At 44.0% G+C, this 15,841-nt stretch carries 19 protein-coding genes, 1 pseudogene and 1 riboswitch; of the genes and pseudogenes, 1 reads left to right on the forward strand and 19 read right to left on the reverse strand.

Annotation, left to right across the window (positions count from 1 at the left end; genetic code table 11):
- Positions 1–157: 157 nt before the first annotated feature.
- The 18 genes from C1G57_RS08485 to C1G57_RS08570 all read right to left on the reverse strand — a co-directional run bounded on the left by C1G57_RS08485 (position 158) and on the right by C1G57_RS08570 (position 14,957).
- The gene (locus C1G57_RS08485; protein WP_105114548.1) at positions 158–1,933 is read right to left on the reverse strand and encodes an oligopeptide ABC transporter substrate-binding protein; all 1,776 of its coding nucleotides are present in this window, start codon (positions 1,931–1,933) and stop codon (positions 158–160) included.
- A 177-nt stretch (positions 1,934–2,110) separates the two neighbouring features.
- Entirely contained in the window at positions 2,111–2,350 is a 240-nt protein-coding gene (gene yidD / locus C1G57_RS08490; protein ID WP_105114549.1) for a membrane protein insertion efficiency factor YidD, read from the reverse strand.
- Positions 2,350–3,081: a pseudouridine synthase gene (locus C1G57_RS08495; RefSeq protein WP_105114550.1), complete on the reverse strand. Its 732-nt coding sequence runs from the start codon at positions 3,079–3,081 to the stop codon at positions 2,350–2,352. The genes yidD and C1G57_RS08495 overlap by 1 nt, the downstream gene beginning before the upstream one ends.
- Positions 3,071–3,640, reverse strand: a complete 570-nt coding sequence (scpB, locus tag C1G57_RS08500) for an SMC-Scp complex subunit ScpB (protein WP_105114551.1) — start codon at positions 3,638–3,640, stop codon at positions 3,071–3,073. The genes C1G57_RS08495 and scpB overlap by 11 nt, the downstream gene beginning before the upstream one ends.
- On the reverse strand, positions 3,624–4,343 hold the full coding sequence (locus C1G57_RS08505; protein ID WP_105114552.1) for a segregation/condensation protein A: 720 nt from the start codon (positions 4,341–4,343) through the stop codon (positions 3,624–3,626). The genes scpB and C1G57_RS08505 overlap by 17 nt, the downstream gene beginning before the upstream one ends.
- On the reverse strand, positions 4,343–5,074 hold the full coding sequence (gene xerD, locus C1G57_RS08510) for a site-specific tyrosine recombinase XerD (RefSeq protein WP_105114553.1): 732 nt from the start codon (positions 5,072–5,074) through the stop codon (positions 4,343–4,345). Before xerD ends, C1G57_RS08505 begins: the two co-directional genes overlap by 1 nt.
- On the reverse strand, positions 5,071–5,529 hold the full coding sequence (gene cbpB, locus C1G57_RS08515; RefSeq protein WP_105114554.1) for a cyclic-di-AMP-binding protein CbpB: 459 nt from the start codon (positions 5,527–5,529) through the stop codon (positions 5,071–5,073). The genes xerD and cbpB overlap by 4 nt, the downstream gene beginning before the upstream one ends.
- A complete protein-coding gene (locus tag C1G57_RS08520) occupies positions 5,526–6,053 on the reverse strand; it encodes a metallophosphoesterase (RefSeq protein WP_105114555.1) in 528 nt (175 codons plus the stop codon). The genes cbpB and C1G57_RS08520 overlap by 4 nt, the downstream gene beginning before the upstream one ends.
- Positions 6,026–7,036, reverse strand: a complete 1,011-nt coding sequence (locus tag C1G57_RS08525) for a nucleoside-triphosphate diphosphatase (RefSeq protein WP_105114556.1) — start codon at positions 7,034–7,036, stop codon at positions 6,026–6,028. Before C1G57_RS08525 ends, C1G57_RS08520 begins: the two co-directional genes overlap by 28 nt.
- Complete coding sequence (gene racE, locus C1G57_RS08530; protein ID WP_105114557.1) at positions 7,033–7,827, reverse strand: glutamate racemase; 795 nt, start codon at positions 7,825–7,827, stop codon at positions 7,033–7,035. The genes C1G57_RS08525 and racE overlap by 4 nt, the downstream gene beginning before the upstream one ends.
- 87 nt (positions 7,828–7,914) lie before the next feature.
- Positions 7,915–8,157 carry a YneF family protein gene (locus C1G57_RS08535; RefSeq protein ID WP_105114558.1) on the reverse strand — a complete coding sequence of 81 codons (243 nt, stop codon included), beginning with the start codon at positions 8,155–8,157 and terminating at the stop codon, positions 7,915–7,917.
- 100 nt (positions 8,158–8,257) lie between these two features.
- Complete coding sequence (locus tag C1G57_RS08540) at positions 8,258–9,505, reverse strand: diaminopimelate decarboxylase (protein WP_105114559.1); 1,248 nt, start codon at positions 9,503–9,505, stop codon at positions 8,258–8,260.
- A gap of 218 nt (positions 9,506–9,723) precedes the next feature.
- The gene (locus C1G57_RS08545) at positions 9,724–9,996 is read right to left on the reverse strand and encodes a PspC domain-containing protein (RefSeq protein WP_105114560.1); all 273 of its coding nucleotides are present in this window, start codon (positions 9,994–9,996) and stop codon (positions 9,724–9,726) included.
- Positions 9,986–10,747, reverse strand: a complete 762-nt coding sequence (locus C1G57_RS08550; RefSeq protein WP_105114561.1) for a hypothetical protein — start codon at positions 10,745–10,747, stop codon at positions 9,986–9,988. Before C1G57_RS08550 ends, C1G57_RS08545 begins: the two co-directional genes overlap by 11 nt.
- A gap of 72 nt (positions 10,748–10,819) precedes the next feature.
- Positions 10,820–11,251: a SprT family protein gene (locus tag C1G57_RS08555; protein ID WP_105114562.1), complete on the reverse strand. Its 432-nt coding sequence runs from the start codon at positions 11,249–11,251 to the stop codon at positions 10,820–10,822.
- Positions 11,238–13,394, reverse strand: coding sequence for a Tex family protein (locus tag C1G57_RS08560; protein ID WP_105114563.1), 2,157 nt, complete (start codon positions 13,392–13,394; stop codon positions 11,238–11,240). Before C1G57_RS08560 ends, C1G57_RS08555 begins: the two co-directional genes overlap by 14 nt.
- Before the next feature lie 81 nt (positions 13,395–13,475).
- Entirely contained in the window at positions 13,476–14,318 is an 843-nt protein-coding gene (locus C1G57_RS08565) for an aldo/keto reductase (RefSeq protein WP_105114564.1), read from the reverse strand.
- A 123-nt stretch (positions 14,319–14,441) separates the two neighbouring features.
- Positions 14,442–14,957 (reverse strand): QueT transporter family protein, encoded by a 516-nt coding sequence (locus C1G57_RS08570; RefSeq protein ID WP_105114565.1) that lies wholly within the window; start codon positions 14,955–14,957, stop codon positions 14,442–14,444.
- Positions 14,955–15,057: riboswitch (PreQ1 riboswitch) on the reverse strand. (Overlaps the previous gene by 3 nt.)
- 29 nt (positions 15,058–15,086) lie before the next feature.
- On the opposite strand from C1G57_RS08570, the gene C1G57_RS08575 reads away from it, so the two are divergent.
- On the forward strand, positions 15,087–15,524 hold the full coding sequence (locus C1G57_RS08575; protein WP_105114566.1) for a GtrA family protein: 438 nt from the start codon (positions 15,087–15,089) through the stop codon (positions 15,522–15,524).
- 109 nt (positions 15,525–15,633) lie between these two features.
- On the opposite strand, the pseudogene C1G57_RS08580 reads toward C1G57_RS08575, so the two are convergent.
- Positions 15,634–15,841: pseudogene (locus C1G57_RS08580) on the reverse strand (transposase); the annotation flags it as partial.

Raw genomic sequence — 15,841 nt, forward strand, 5'->3', positions numbered from 1 at the left:
CTGATTTTGATTTTCGAAGAGTATAATTTACGAATGACTAACCATAATAACATTACAATCCACTGCTTCACGATACTCAACCTCAGGAGGTTTTGGAGTCCTTTTAAACAATGATTTCCCTATTTTCTATTACAACAATCGGATTATAGATTTCAACCTATTTTGCAGCAACACCTTTTTCAGCTGTCAATTCAATCTTTTCAGGACTTGACTTGCTGTCCGAACCGATGAAAACGTCATAGTATTTAACCCGTTTGTTTACGGCAGTAATACTTTCACGTTCGAGGGTTGGAATAGCAAATGCTTGCTCAAAGGCATATTCTTGCCAAGCCTTGTAATTCGCAATGTTCTTCGCTTCATCAAATGATTCCGCAGAAGCAATCTTGTTTAAGAGAGCTGTATTCTCATCAGAAACAAATCGAGTATAGTTGTACATAGCTTCAGGTCCCCACAATGAAGTTGGATCCGGATCTAGACCAGCAATCCAAGCTGCAAGGTAAACATCAATTCCCTCGTCGTTGGCTGCAATGGATTCATAGAAGGTGTTGTATTCGATGGTTCTTCCAGTGTAAAGCTCCACATTCAGACCAATTTCCTTCCACCATGTCAAGTATTGTTGCACCATGGTTTCCTGCGTTTCAGTTGATTTCTGAGCAGCGACACTGATCTTCAGCGGTTTGCCATTGGCATCTTCACGGATTCCATCACCGTCGACATCCTTGTAACCAGCTTCATCTAGCAATTGTTTAGCTTTTTCAGGGTCATAGCTATAACCTGCTAAGTCAGCATCATGTACATCGCCAAAGAAGGAAATGATGAGTGAGTTGGTTGGGTGATACAAGCCATTGTATAATTTTTCGCCGATAGCAGCATTATCCAAGGCATAGCCCATAGCCTGACGCAATTTGGCATTGTTCATTTTTGCATCTGGATTGGTCACGTTCTTACCACTTGCTTCATCGTATGTCCCAAGATTAAAACCGATATAGTTGTAGATACCATCTAGACTACCAAGCAAAGTAATATTTGTAAGGTCTTTGTAGGCTTCGTATTGGTCGGTTGGCATTTCAGCCAAATCATAGTTTCCTGCTTTCATCTCAGAAACGATGGTGTCTGGAGAAACGATATCAATCTTGTAACTATCTAGTTTGACTTTTCCTTTGAAGTAATATTCATTTGGTACATAGGTAACTGATTCGCCGCTGACAATTTCCTCGACCTTGTAAGGTCCCATCCCAACAACTTTGGCAGTACGAGCATATTCACTTGATTCCCAATCTTTGACCGCAATATCCTTGAAAATATGCTTGGGCATAACCAATTCAGGAACTCCACCACCTGCATACATCATAGAAGGCGACATCTCTTTGACAGTCAGAACAACTGTATAGTCGTCAACTTTCTTGACACCGGAAATTTCACTAGCTGTTCCTGCCTGTAGTTCTTCAAAACCAACAATATTGGTGTAGGTTGTATCAGCACGGACGCCAGTATAATCAGGACTAGCCAATTGTTCAATAGTAAAAATATAGTCATCGATAGTAAATGGCTGACCATCTGACCACTTGTAATCCTTGCCTGTCAAACGAACTGTGACAGTTTTGGCATCCACATCAAATTCAGCCTTGGCAAGTCCTGAATCATCCAATTTACGGTCTGCATTATAGCCAAACATAGAAATATCAACCATAGAGGCAAACGGAGCATCCACTCCCGTCTGAGCAAGCTCATCTAACAAAATACCCGTGGATGGTGCAGATGCAACCAAGGCATACTTAAACTGCCCGCCACTGATTGCCTGACCCTCATGGGTCACTTCAGACTCAAAAGATAAATCAATTGAGCTCGTGCTTTCTTTACTTTGACAAGCTGCTAAGATTGCTAGGGAAAGCAAGCTAACCCCTGCAAGAGCAAATTTCTTCATTTTTTTCATATTCTAACTCCTTTTATTTTTTTATAGTATAACACAACTAAGAATAATTATGCAATAAATTTCACAAAAATATTCGTTATTTCTTATCTTTTTGATTGAATAGTTTTAAAAATTGATAGATATAAAACAAACTTCAATTGATTTTGTATAAATATTCAAAAGAAAAAGTAGGTTGCCCTACTTCTGTTTGTTTCGTTTCAAACTAAACCTGTCTGGAACAAGGTCTTCTCCACCCTCCACAAAGGGATGACAACGCCCAATGCGAGCCAAGCCCATCAAAAAGCCCTTGAGACCATGTTTTTGTAAGGCCTCGATCATATAAGTGGAACATGTCGGCTGATAGCGACAGGTGGGCGGAAATAGGGGAGAAATAAATTTCTGATAGAATCGGACCAAGCCGATTAATAGTCTCGTCATTATTTTTTCACAGGCTTGGTAACAGCCAAGGTATGCAGTTTGCTGATGTCTTTCTCATTGAGCTTGCGGTATTCTCCTGGGCGTAAACCAGTCAAGTCCAAATTCCCAAAACGGGTACGAGAGAGTTTGTCCACCTGTAAACCAACTGCTTCAAACATCTTCTTAACCTGGTGATTACGTCCCTCATGGATGGTCAACTCGACCACAGAACGATTTTTAACAGGGTCTACCTTGATGATCTCGTAAACAGCTGGTTTGGTTTTCTTGCCATCAATGACAACACCACGGGTCAAGGGACGCAAAACATCCTTGTTGGCAACCCCTTTGACACGCGCCAAGTACACCTTATCAATCTCATTACGAGGGTGGATCATCTCATCCGTAAAATCACCGTCATTGGTCAAAATCAGGACACCTGAAGTATCCCAGTCCAAACGACCAACAGGATAAATCCGTTCTTTGACCGTTGGCAACAAATCCACAACCGTCTTTCTTCCCTTGTCGTCTGACACACTGGAAATAACACCTTTTGGCTTATGGAGTAGGTAATACACTTTCTCCTCGTTGTAAATCGGCTGGCCTTCCACTTCTACCTTATCGCCTGACTTAATGGTCGTTGCCAATTCGCGAACAACTTGACCATTAACAGTTACCAAGCCTTGCTTAATCAATTCTTCTGCCTTACGACGACTGGCAACTCCAGCGTGGGCAATGTATTTGTTAATTCTCATCTTCTAACTCATTTCTTTCTATGAATAGCTCAGTTTCTTGCTCAACCAAGTCGATTTCAGACACATCTGGCAATTCTTCTAGGCTGTTGATCCCCATGTAATCCAGGAAATACTCCGTCGTGACATAGAGATTGGGTCTACCAAGAACCTCTTTCTTCCCATTCTCACGAATAAGGTCAAAGGCCTGTAACTTACTAATGGCACCGCTGGAATTGACCCCACGAATCTCATCGACTTCAATCCGTGTAATAGGCTGTTTGTAGGCAACAATCGACAAGGTTTCCAAAAGAGCTCTGGACATGGTCTGGTTGATGGGTGTCTTGGCATAAATCCGCAAAAGGTCGGCATACTCTTTCTTAGTGACCAACTTGTAGCGGTTGGAAGATTCTAAGAGAGCGAGGCCTGATGCCTTGTCGGCCATATATTTTTCATTGAGTTTTTCTAATTGCTGGCTGACAGCTGTGGGCTGCAATTCCAGCATCTCTGCCAAATTGCGTAAGCTCAAGCCATCCTCACCTGCTACAAAGAGCAGGACTTCGATTTCAGCTAAGCGATTCATGTTCACTCCTTACTAGATAAATATCTCCAAAGGTTTCTGCCTGTTCCAAGACAATCTCATGGACCTTGACCAGTTCCAAGGTTGCCAGAAAAATGGTAATGACCTCATTGATGTCCTGGCTCTCCTTAAAGAGCTGGCCCAGTTCAATCCGTGAACTCGTTTGAAAACGACTGCGGACAAAGTCCATCATGTCTTCGATTTTATATTCATCACGGGCAATGGTCGCATGGGACTGACGGAGACTGGCCTGCTTTTCAGCCATGACCTTAGAAAAAGCCAGGAAAATATCAATGACTGTCTTGTCTTTGGCTAGCTGAACATCTTCATAGATTAAGTCCAGCTTGGGTTTTGAAAAATAGTTGGCCCGTTCATCATGCTGTTCCCCCATTTTTTCACTAAGAAGTTTGAACTTGCGGTATTCCTCCAACTGGTCCAAGAGGTCCATTTCTGGGTCATCTTCGGGGTCTATCTGCTCGACAACTTTTGGTAAGAGCCTACGGCTTTTGATGACCATCAACTGACTGGCCATGACCATATACTCTCCTGCCACCTCCAAACGCATGGCCTGTAAGGTCGCAATGTAGGCTAGGTATTGCTCAATGACCTCTGTAATTGGAACCTCGTAAATATCCATTTGATATTTGGACACCAGGTGAAGCAAGAGATCCAGAGGTCCTTCAAAATCTTTTAATTTTATATCCATTATCTAAATTTTTCCAAACTCATGCTTGTTTTTAGTCCCAACTGCTTGGCGATTTGGTCCAAGGATTTGCCCTCATCTATCTGGCTCAGAATGTACTGTTCTCGTAATTTTTGGGCTGTCCAATCAGGCTTGCCAATAGACTGGACAAACTCCGTCAGACGATTGAAAAACCATTGACGAGAATAGGTCTGCCCTTTTTTGTCAAAGACATACATTCCAGTCAAATGCCCTTCCAAATAAACAAGTAATTCCTTGGGCAAGGTGAGGACGCGCTTAGTCGCCCCTTTCTCAACTGTCAGGACTTGAAAATCCAGATTGACCTGCTGGCTAGTCAGCTCTGCTATTTCGCTCGGCGTCAGCCCTAGTAAGGCAATTAAAAGAGCAATCAGCTGCCCTTCAAGCCAAGGACTGTCTTGAAAGAGGAGAGAAAGATCCTCACGCTCCAGCTTTTTTTTGACACTGGCTGGACCTGTCAGAGCCTGTAGTTTGTAAAACCTGTCCAAGCGACCTCTTTCATAGAGAAAGTAGAGAAATTGATTGACCGTTGAGAGCTTTCTCTTCTGAGCAGCAGGTTTTAATGCTAAAAGGGACTGCTGATAGACCAGTAACGACTGCTGGTTGATGTCCCCCTTGGTCAGCTCCACAAATTGCTGCAGGTCATAGGTATAGGATTTTTGGCTGTTGACACTGACCTTTTTGCTCTGGATAAACGCTTCTATGGCCTGCTTCATTTCTTACCTTCTTTTGATGACAAAGGAAAATTATGTAGAAGGGCATTGATGGCTTTGAGAATGGATTTACGGGTAATAATGCCTAGAAATTCCTTGTTTTCCCTTAGAACTGGTAGGAAGGATTGGTCGACTAGCTTGCGCATGACTTCTGTCAAGTCATAATCCAAGCCAACCGTCTCCTCGTCTGTCTTAGCAATCAAGGAAATATCTCTGTTCAATTCATCATCTGATAACTCATGCTCAGCCTGGTACTTGATAATCTCCGTCAAGCCAATGGTACCGAAGAAACGACCATCTTCTGTCACCACGGGCACGCGTGAATAGGTCATGTGGCTGAGTAACAGCTTGGCATGGTCAATATTATGGGTATCAATGATAACAGCCAATTTATCTGCTGGTGTCAGGAAAGTTTCTTCTTGATCCAGTAAAAAAGCTTCAAATTCTCGTGCAATCATCGTGAAATATCCTTTGTCAATGCTGGGAAAAGTTGATGGTGACGGTTATAGTAGTCCACATGGAAACGGTCTTCATATATGGTGACAAGGGCATAAAGGCATTCTCTGACCAAGCCACGAGGTTGGCTGACGGAACCTGGATTGAGGAAGAGGGTCTTGCCACGTACTTCTGCATCTGGCACATGCAGATGCCCATACAAGCAAATATCCGCATCCACTTCCTGAGCCCAGTAGTCCAAGCGTTGCCAGCCGTAGTTAATACCATAGAGATGACCATGGGTCTGGGCAATGGTCACATCACCCAATCGGGTAATGAGCTGGTCAGGGTAGCCACCAAAGTAGTCGCAGTTGCCATTGACCACTTGAATGCCCTCCCAGAGACTGTCTTGACTATCTAGCTCTGAATCGCCATTGTGAAAGATAGCGTCTACCTTGCCAAGATAATGGTTTTTAATCTCTTCTACAATCTGTCTATCCCCATGAGAATCACTCATGACTAGGATTGTTTTGCTTGCTCCTGCCATACTGGAAATGCCTCCACTAATTTTTCTAGTGCTTGTGCACGATGGGAAATCTTATTTTTTTCTTCCAAGGTCAATTCTGCCGATGTCTTGCCTGTTTCACCGACGAGGAAAAGTGGATCATATCCAAACCCGTTTTCCCCACGAAGTTCCATACCGATAAAGCCTTCCCAGTCCGCTTCGACCACCAAACTCTCACGATTTGGTGCTGCCATGACCAGAGTACAATGGAATTGAGCAGAGCGATTTTTTAGGTCGAAGACCATGGCCAACTCGTGCAAGAGCTTGGCATTATTGAGCTCATCTGTGGCGTCTGGACCTGAAAAACGGGCAGACCAAACTCCTGGCAGGCCACCTAAAGCATCAACCTTCAAGCCTGAATCATCTGCCAAGACCATCTTGCCTGTCAGCTCTGCTATGGTTTCAGCCTTGAGCCGTGCATTTTCTTCAAAAGTCATCCCTGTTTCTGCTACATCTGGCAGGTCAGGATAGTTGTTGAGGTTCTCGACCTGGTAACCAAACCGATCAAAAAACTTACGGAATTCCTTGGTCTTACCTTCATTTTTAGTGGCAATCAAGATGGTATCTCCCACGCTTGCCAACCCCTTGTCTTGACCGAAGAAATCAGACATAGCCACACCATCTTTTGGCAGATGAACCAAGAGAAGCTTGTCATTCTCTGTTACCAGAATAGCCCCTTGGTGTTGGAGGGCCTTGAACTGTCTATTGTTTAACTCATTCAAAACATCACAGGCAAACTGGAAGAGGGCAAAGTCAGACTGAAGTTTAATCACCTCAATATTGACACACTGGTTGAAATTCTCATCTTCATAATTACCAGCAATCAGTTTGTCAAATAGTTGGCCAATCTGGTAAATTTCTTGTTCTCTGCCAGTTTCTCCAAAGGAACTAAATAGGTTGGCAAAGCTAGCCTTTCCGATAAACCAGTTATGTTCATCTCTGTATTCGTATATCTTGTCAGTCATAGTTCTACATGCTCCACATAAATATCAATGCCCATCCAGCTTTCAGCAATTTCCTTGAAAGCTGCTGGGCTAGCTGTTGTGTAAAAACGGTGCTGAACATCCTTTTCGGTACGACTTCGGTTGATTTCGAAATAATTCAACAAAACCGAAATATCCCGTGCGCACTCTGCTCCACTGTCAATCAACTTGACATCCTTGCCCATGGCATTCTGAATAATGGGGCGGAGCAGGGGGTAATGGGTACAGCCCAAAACCAGCGTATCTACCTGACCGACCAAGGGACGCAGACTATCATAGACAACTTTCTTTGCCAAACTAGATTGATGTCCATTGGACTCTACCAAAGGGACAAACTTGGGACAAGCCAAGCTTTCTACCTGTATCCCAGGAGAGAGAGCCTGTATCTTTTGTCTGTAAATATCCGATTGGATGGTCATAGCGGTTCCTAAAACCCCAATCTTCCCATTCCTTGTCGCCTTGATGGCTGCGGAGGCACCTGGCAAGATAACTCCCAAAACGGGAATATCTAGAGATTCCTTGATTTCATCCAAGACAATTGCTGTAGCTGTATTACAGGCAAGGACAATCATTTTGACATTTTTTGTCAATAAGAAGCGCACCAATTCCCAAGTATATTCTCTGATTTGTTCAGCTGGTCTAGGACCGTAAGGAGCTCGTGCAGAATCTCCGATATAAACGATTTCTTCATGGGGTAATTGACGCATGAGTTCACGCACAACCGTCAAACCACCCACACCTGAATCTAAAAATCCTATAGGTCTATTATCCATACTGCTCAGAATAGCCAGAAGTCTGACTAACCTTTCTTTCTTACTCAAAAAAAGGGAATGGGAAAGAATATCCCAGTCCCATGTCGCTTATTTTTTCTTGCTTGCTGCTTTTTGCTGGCTCTTGATTTGGCGAAGTACTTGTTGTACTTTTGCTTCGCTTGGTTTTTGACCCATTTGGCTCATCATCAAGCGCAAGGCATTTTCATCCAAAACTGGCTTATCAGCAATATAGTTTTCCACTTGTTTGCGTGACAAGTAAATCCCCAAGGCTACACCACCTGCAAGTGCCACAAGCACCAAAACAATTACTAAACCGATACCTAATTGCATATCAATCTCCTGACTCTTCTAAAAATAATTCATTCGGAATTGCCCTGCGACAATCTCTTAATGAATCTATTATACCAAATTCCCCAAGCTTTTCCAAGACTTACCTGTCAAAATCAAAACCGTAAATGGTTGCGAAATAATCCTCAGGAGTTTCAGCACGACGAATCATACGAGCTGTACCATCTTCCTGCAAAAGAATTTCAGAAGAACGCAAACGACCGTTGTAATTGTAACCCATGGAGAATCCGTGGGCTCCACTGTCATGAATAATCAGCGTATCACCTACTTCTGCCCGTGGTAATTCCCGATTGACTGCAAACTTGTCGTTGTTCTCGCAGAGAGAACCTACCACATCCACCACTTCGATTGGCGCATCTGGGTGCGTAATATTGGTGATATGGTGGTAGGCGCCATAGAAGGCTGGGCGCATGAGGTTGGCAGCTGATGCATCGACACCGACATAAGTCCGATAGGTCTCCTTACGGTGAAGCACTTTGGTAATCAAGTAACCATGTGGCGCCAACATAAAGCGACCCAATTCTGTAAAGATTTTGACATGGCCCATACCTGCTGGCGTGAGAATTTCCTCATAGGCCTTACGAACCCCCTCACCAATGACAGCAATGTCATTCGGTTCTTGTTCAGGACGATAGTTGACACCAATCCCACCTGACAGGTTGATAAAGTCCAAGGTCACACCTGTTTCCTCACGGATTTCCAAGGCCAATTCAAAGAGTTGGCGAGCTAAGACAGGGTAGTAATCATTGGTCACAGTGTTTGAGGCCAGAAAGGCATGGATACCAAATTCCTTTACACCAAGCTCTTTTAGTTCCTTATAGCCTTTCATCAACTGGTCCTTGGTCATCCCAAATTTAGACTCTTCTGGGTGGTCCATAATATCCGTTCCCAGCGAGAAGACCCCACCTGGATTGTAACGGAGGCAGACCGTTTCTGGGATTCCAGCAACATTTTTCAAAAATTCAATATGTTCGTAAGCATCAAGGTTAATGGTCGCCCCAACTTTTCTGGCATAGACAAATTCTTGCGCTTGGGTATCATTGGATGTAAACATGATGTCTGTAAAGCCCAATTTCTCACTCATGAGCACTTCTACATCCGTTGCACAGTCCACTCCACAGCCTTCTTCTTGAAGAATTTTTAAAATAGCTGGAGTCGGAGTCGCCTTGACCGCAAAATATTCCTTAAAGCCCTTGTTCCATGAAAAAGCCGCATTGAGGGCACGGGCCTTCTCACGAATACCTTTTTCATCATACAAATGAAAGGGTGTCGGAAATTGCTCCGTAATGGTTTCTAAAACTTCTTTACTGACAAATGGCGTCTTGGTCATCTCTCTACCTCATCAAATATTTTTCCTATTATACCACAGAAAATCCTTTTCAGAAAATGAAACAGTTTATACCAACTATGGGGTCGATGTCTATGTCCAGAAAAATAAAGAGCCCCTAGAAACTTTCTATACTATCCGTTTTCTAGGGTACTTTTCATTATCTATAACCGGAAATTGATGCAAACTAAATTCCGAACTGAGACTTACAAATCTATTTCTTATTCAAACCAAGATTGTTTTATTTTCTCTGCATCTTTTATCTTACGCGGACCAGTCCCATAGCGTTCCGCATCCTGATCTTCTTTATAGGGTAGAAAATAGGCTCCTGCGACATAGAGAGCCAGGGTCAGCAGAGATGTTTTTCCTAAAAATAGAGCAGCAAGGAAGAGCACACGCATCACCCATGCTTCCCAACCTAGTTTATGGGCCAACCCTGCAAGGACACCTGATAAAACTTTGCCTTGTCTTACTTTATACAAATCAATTGACATCTTTTATTCCTTTCACATAGAAACAGCCCTGCCCCGTCTGCCCTTTTACAAAGAGCACATCACTGCCCGTTTTTTCAAACTGGTAGGGGCTGATTTTCTTCTTGCGATTGACCAGAACCTGACCAGATGAAGAAATCAGTTGCCCTTGTATCCCTTGAGATTTTCCTGGGTAGAGGGTCACTTGAGCCTGATTTAATTGAACAGATAAATGCTGTGGATAGCCACCGCAGGTTGTCAAGCGAATATCCTGTTGTTTTTTATCCCTTGAACTGCGGATGGAAATATCCTCAAACGGCACATAATCCAGACGAGCATCTGCCTGACCAAGCTCCAAGTCCAGCACGGACATCCATTCCTGAGGTAAGCTAATGGTCAACCGACAAGGCAAACTACTACTGAAGTACAGACCACGTTTCTCCACATAGATACGAGGTAACTGGTCCTCTGGAGCATCCTGATTGTAGACTATCTCAACCCCGACCTGATTAGACTTTGACTTGGTCATGGTCAGTCGTCCCTCTGATAGCTGTAAAAATAAGGATTCAATCCCCTCAAAGCTATAAGCCTGCTTCAATTTTGAAGAAGCGAATACCTTGAAACTTGGCAAGGTAAAGCCGGTCCGAGTTTTTTCCTCCACAAAGAGCACATCTGGGCGTTCCTCAAATTTCAAAAAACAAGCCCTAGCCTCTTCCTTGGTCAAAATACCTTTTTCATAAAGCTCAATCAATCGTTCTTGCTGTTGTTGTACCATGATTTCACCTCAATTCTCTACTAGTATATCATATTTCGCCACAAAAAAATCAGCCCGAGGACTGATTCTCTATTATTTCAAAGTGAGTTTACCCCTACACTTGCCACATCGGTATTTTTTTAGGTCAATGCGGCGCTTGCGCTGGTAGGCTTGTCCACAGGACTGACAGCTATAAATCAGACTAGGCTTGGTAGCTTGTTCCAGCTTGGGAGCATAGCGCAAGCCGTCCACCGCAGCTAACAGTTCCTTGAAGTCCCTGTCTCCGTGCCGATAGCCTTTTTTCTCAAAGTAGAGATGGTAGTGGCAGAGCTCGTGGCGGACAATCTTCCGAAAGACTTCTAAGCCTTGCTCCTCCAAGTGCTTGGGATTGAAATCCAAGTGCCCATCTTTTGGAAAAAAGCGACCACCCGTTGAGCGTAATCGCTTGTTCCAGATTGCTACATGCCGAAATTCCTTACCGAAGTCTTGCAAGGAGACTTCTTGCACATACTTATTCAGATCCATTTGGTTTCAAAAGGCTAAGGCCGATACGGTTGCGTTTGATGTCCACTTCAACCACCCAGACCGTTACAATTTCCCCAACGGCTAAGACTTCACTTGGATGAGGCAAGGCTTGTTGGCGTCCATTCTTATCCCGTTTGCGCTTGACCATGCGTGAAATGTGGACCAAGCCATCTTCATGGACACCGATGTCCACAAAGGCTCCAAAGTCCACAATATTGCGGACTGTACCTTGCAATTCCTGTCCGACTACCAGGTCCTTAACATCCAAGACATCTTGACGGAGGACTGGTGCCTCAAAGTCATCCCGTAAATCACGACCTGGCTTGAGCAAGTCTGCGATGATGTCCTTCAAGGTTTCCTGACCGATACCGATTTTTTCAGCCGTATCTGCGATAGCCACCTGCTTTAATTTTTCCTGCGCAGCTTCATCTAAGTGGTCAATAGCTAGAAGTTCTAACAGGTTTTCCACAGCCTTGTAAGACTCAGGGTGCACGCCAGTATTGTCCAAAAAGTTAGTCGCATCTGGGATGCGCAAGAAACCAGCTGCCTGCTCAAAGGCCTTGTCACCCAGACGAGGAACCTTTTTAAGTTGCTGACGAGAGGTCAGGGCACCATTTTCCTCGCGGTACTTGACTATGTTCTCCGAAATGGTCTTGTTGAGACCAGCCACGTGAGCCAAAAGGGCAGGACTGGCCGTATTGACATTGACCCCGACCTGGTTGACAACCGTATCGACCACAAAGTCCAGACTTTCAGACAGAGCTTTCTGGTTGACATCGTGCTGATACTGACCGACACCAATCGACTTGGGATCGATTTTGACCAGCTCAGCCAGAGGGTCTTGCAGACGGCGGGCGATGGAAATGGCAGAGCGTTTTTCCACAGGGAGGTCTGGGAACTCATATCGAGCCAGTTCAGAAGCTGAGTAGACAGAGGCTCCGCTTTCATTGACGATGACGTAAGAAACTTCTGGGAAATCCTTGAGCAAATCAGCGACGAAGGCCTCGGATTCCCGGCTGGCCGTCCCATTTCCGATAGCAATGATTTCCACTTGGTATTGCCCAATCAAGTCTGCCAAGTCTTTCTTGGCCTGGGCAATTTGACGCTGACCAGCCGGCTCAACTGGATAGATGACCTGGGTCGTCAAGAGTTTTCCAGTCTGGTCTACCACTGCCAGCTTAGCCCCTGTCCGAAAGGCAGGGTCAAAACCAAGAACAACCTTGCCTTTGAGGGGAGATACAAGGAGCAGATTTCGTAGGTTTTTAGAGAAGAGCTGGATTGCTCCTTCTTCTGCTTCTTCCGTCAATTCTGTCCGAATGCGACGCTCCATAGCAGGCAGAATTTTCTTCTTGATTGCCTGCTGAATGACATCCTTGATGTAGCTATTGGACTGTGGAAAACGCAGTTCAAAGAAGCGAATCATTTTATCCACATTGTGTTCAAAAGAAACCTTGAGAACGCCTAATTTCTCCCCACGATTGATGGCCAGGGTCTTATAACCCTGCATTTTTGCCACTTTCTCAGAGAAATCGTAATAAATCTGAAAGACTTCTTTTTCATCTGCTTCTTGATCTTTTAGCTCAGAAGTAAGGCTTGAATTGGTTTGTACTTCATGGTAGACCCAGGCCCGAAGCTTATTGTCTTCTGAGATCGCTTCGACCAAAATATCCACAGCACCAGCCAAACAAGCCTGGGCAGTGTCAAAGCCCTCACAGATAAAACCAGCAGCCTGCTCTTCCAAGTCAGCCACATTCTGCAAAATCAAGCGAGCCAGTGGGAAGAGTCCAGCCTCACGCGCCACCGTTGCCTTGGTCCGACGTTTTTCCTTATATGGCAGGTAGAGTTCTTCCACATCTGCCAACTTTTCCGCTTCCTCGATAGCCTGACGGAGTTGGTCTGTCAATTTGCCTTGTTCTTCAATCTTGGCAAGGACAGTAGCCTTACGTTCAGCCAAGGCAGTCAAGGCCTTATCCCGATCGATGATGGACTTGATGACCACTTCATCTAAATTCCCCGTCACATCCTTCCGATAACGAGCGATAAAGGGAATGGTATTGCCTTCAGCAGTCAAAGCCAAGACCGTATCAATCTGTTTTAAACTAACGCCCAATTCCTGAGCAATTTTCAAATATTTTTCTTCCATAGCTACTATTATAGCATGAAAGCGTTGTAAATTACCACAATAGAAAAAGCATGTGAGCTACACATACTTTCACTTTTCTTCTTAAAACGCTGCCAAATCAGGATCTAACCACCCTTTGACACCTGCAAGCTTGTCCAACTGGGCTACGGCTTCTGGACTAATGACTAGGTCATCAATATCCAAATTGGCCTGGATATTTTCTGGGCTAGTTGATTTTGGTAATGGTAAGAAACCTTTGTCTAAGGACCAAGCCAGTGCCAATTGAGCAACACTACAGCCTGCTTCTTTGGCTAAGTCTGCTGCTTCTTGACTTTGGAAAAGGGTTCCTGTACCAAATGGGCTATAGGCCTCCAAGAGAATGCCTTTGGCTTTGCAGTAGGCCACTAATTCTGACTGGGGAGTACCGGGTGCCAACATAATCTGGTTGACCATGGGTGTGATTTCAGCAGTTTCCAACAAGCCTTCCAGGTGATGTTCCATAAAGTTCGACACACCGATGGCTTTGACCTTACCTGAACGGTAGAGCTCTTCCAAGGCTTTCCAGACCTGATCATTGCGCTCCTTCCAGCCGATGCCGTCACGAATCGCCTTGGGATTGGGCCAGTGGATTAGAAGCAAGTCCAAATAGTCCACCTGCAATTTCTTCATGGACTCCTCAACAGATGCCAAGGTGTCCTCATAGCCAATCTTGTCATTCCAAACTTTTGTCGTTAGAAAAATATCTTCCCGTGCCACACTGCTGTCCGCAATGGCCTGACCGACACTGGCTTCATTGCCATAAATCTGAGCCGTGTCAATATGACGGTAGCCCGCTTCCAAGGCATAGAGAATCGAACGATGAGCCTCTTCGCCGTCAGGAATTTGCCAGGTCCCAAAACCAATTTTTGGAATGGTCACGCCATTTGCTAAATGATATGTCTTCATAGAAAGACCTCCTGTATTTTCTAGTTCCAGTATACCCTATTTGTCAGCCAATACAAAATATTAAGTAAAAAAGACACCCGAAGGTGTCTGCTCACATTTATCTCTGAAACTTATCTCTGAAACTTATCTCTCGAAATTGATTTTTTTCGATAACTTATCAATCACTACAGCCCCAACTAGCAAGGACAACAATTCTCCGCCAGCAGTCGTCAACCAGGTCAAGAAGAATGGCAAATCATACAAGATTTTCAATTCCAAGGCGATGGTAAACATGGTCGCCGCAAAAAAGAATGAGAAATAAAAGAATGCCTTATTAAACAAGCCACTAAAAAGATAGTCATTCTTGTATTTTTCAAAGAGGATAACCCCAAGGCTAACAAAGATAAGGGTCGAAAATCCACCTACAAAGAGGTCAATGACCCCAAATCCTATCAAGTTTGAAATCATACAGCCGATAGTCACAGCGATGATATACTTGCGATTATAAAAAGACAAAAAATTGAGCATTTCTGACAAGCGAAACTGAATAGCCCCGAAGGAAATAGCATTCAAGGGCGGTGTCAAGGTCAGGGCTACATAGATAGCCGCAACCAGAGCAATTTCTGCCATATCTTTGGCAGTCCATTTAGATGTTTTCATAAAAATTCTCCTTTAGCAAAATGCTTGAAATATGCTTGGGTAAAGTGAGCAAGCCCCAAGGGTCATTGATTTTCTCAACAACGTTGTCTAGTATAGCATAAATGAAAGAAAAATGATAGACTAGTTCTTATGAAAAAACTATTTTATCAACTCATACATAATGAAGTCATTCTTTATTTGATTGCAGGGGTTGCAGCTACCCTTGTCTATATGGTTACTCGAATGGGACTATTTCTAATCATCCCTTCCATTCTCCTGGTTACCCTTCTGGCAAATGCTGTCGCTATTCTCTTTGCCTTCTGGACCAATGACCGGTTCGTTTTCAAACAAGCCAGAGAAGGCTGGGGGCAACGACTGGTTAAGTTCGTATCTGCACGTATCGCAACACTCGTTTTGGATATGTTTCTAGCTTACTTGCTAGTTCAAGCCTACCCACAATGGATTGGACAATTCGTCAATAATGACATCTCACTGGTCAACGCCATCGCAACACTCTTCTCACAAGTACTGGTCATCGTACTTAACTATTTCTTGAGTAAATTATTTATTTTTAAAGATAAGAAATGAGGCTGGGCAAAAACTAGCCAGTAAATAAAAAACACAGACAGATTGAGCTGCTTCTGATGAAATCCAGCCGTACTGTCTGTGTTTTTCTTTTTATCTCTATTATCTTGGACTAATTTCTTAGCCAATTTCGTTAGATTCATGCTCATTAGGAGGAAGCCTATCTCGGTTTCAACCACTTTTTGACCTCTGACATGGACTCTGCGTACGCCAAAAACACCCTTCATCCTACCAAATACAGGTTCGACATCCACCTTGCGTTTGGCATAAATGCGGGCTCCCTCTTTACTTGTCAATTCCTCTTTGACTAAGTTCGGGAG

It is taken from the genome of Streptococcus suis (genome assembly GCF_002960425.1).
Classification (GTDB): domain Bacteria; phylum Bacillota; class Bacilli; order Lactobacillales; family Streptococcaceae; genus Streptococcus; species Streptococcus suis_S.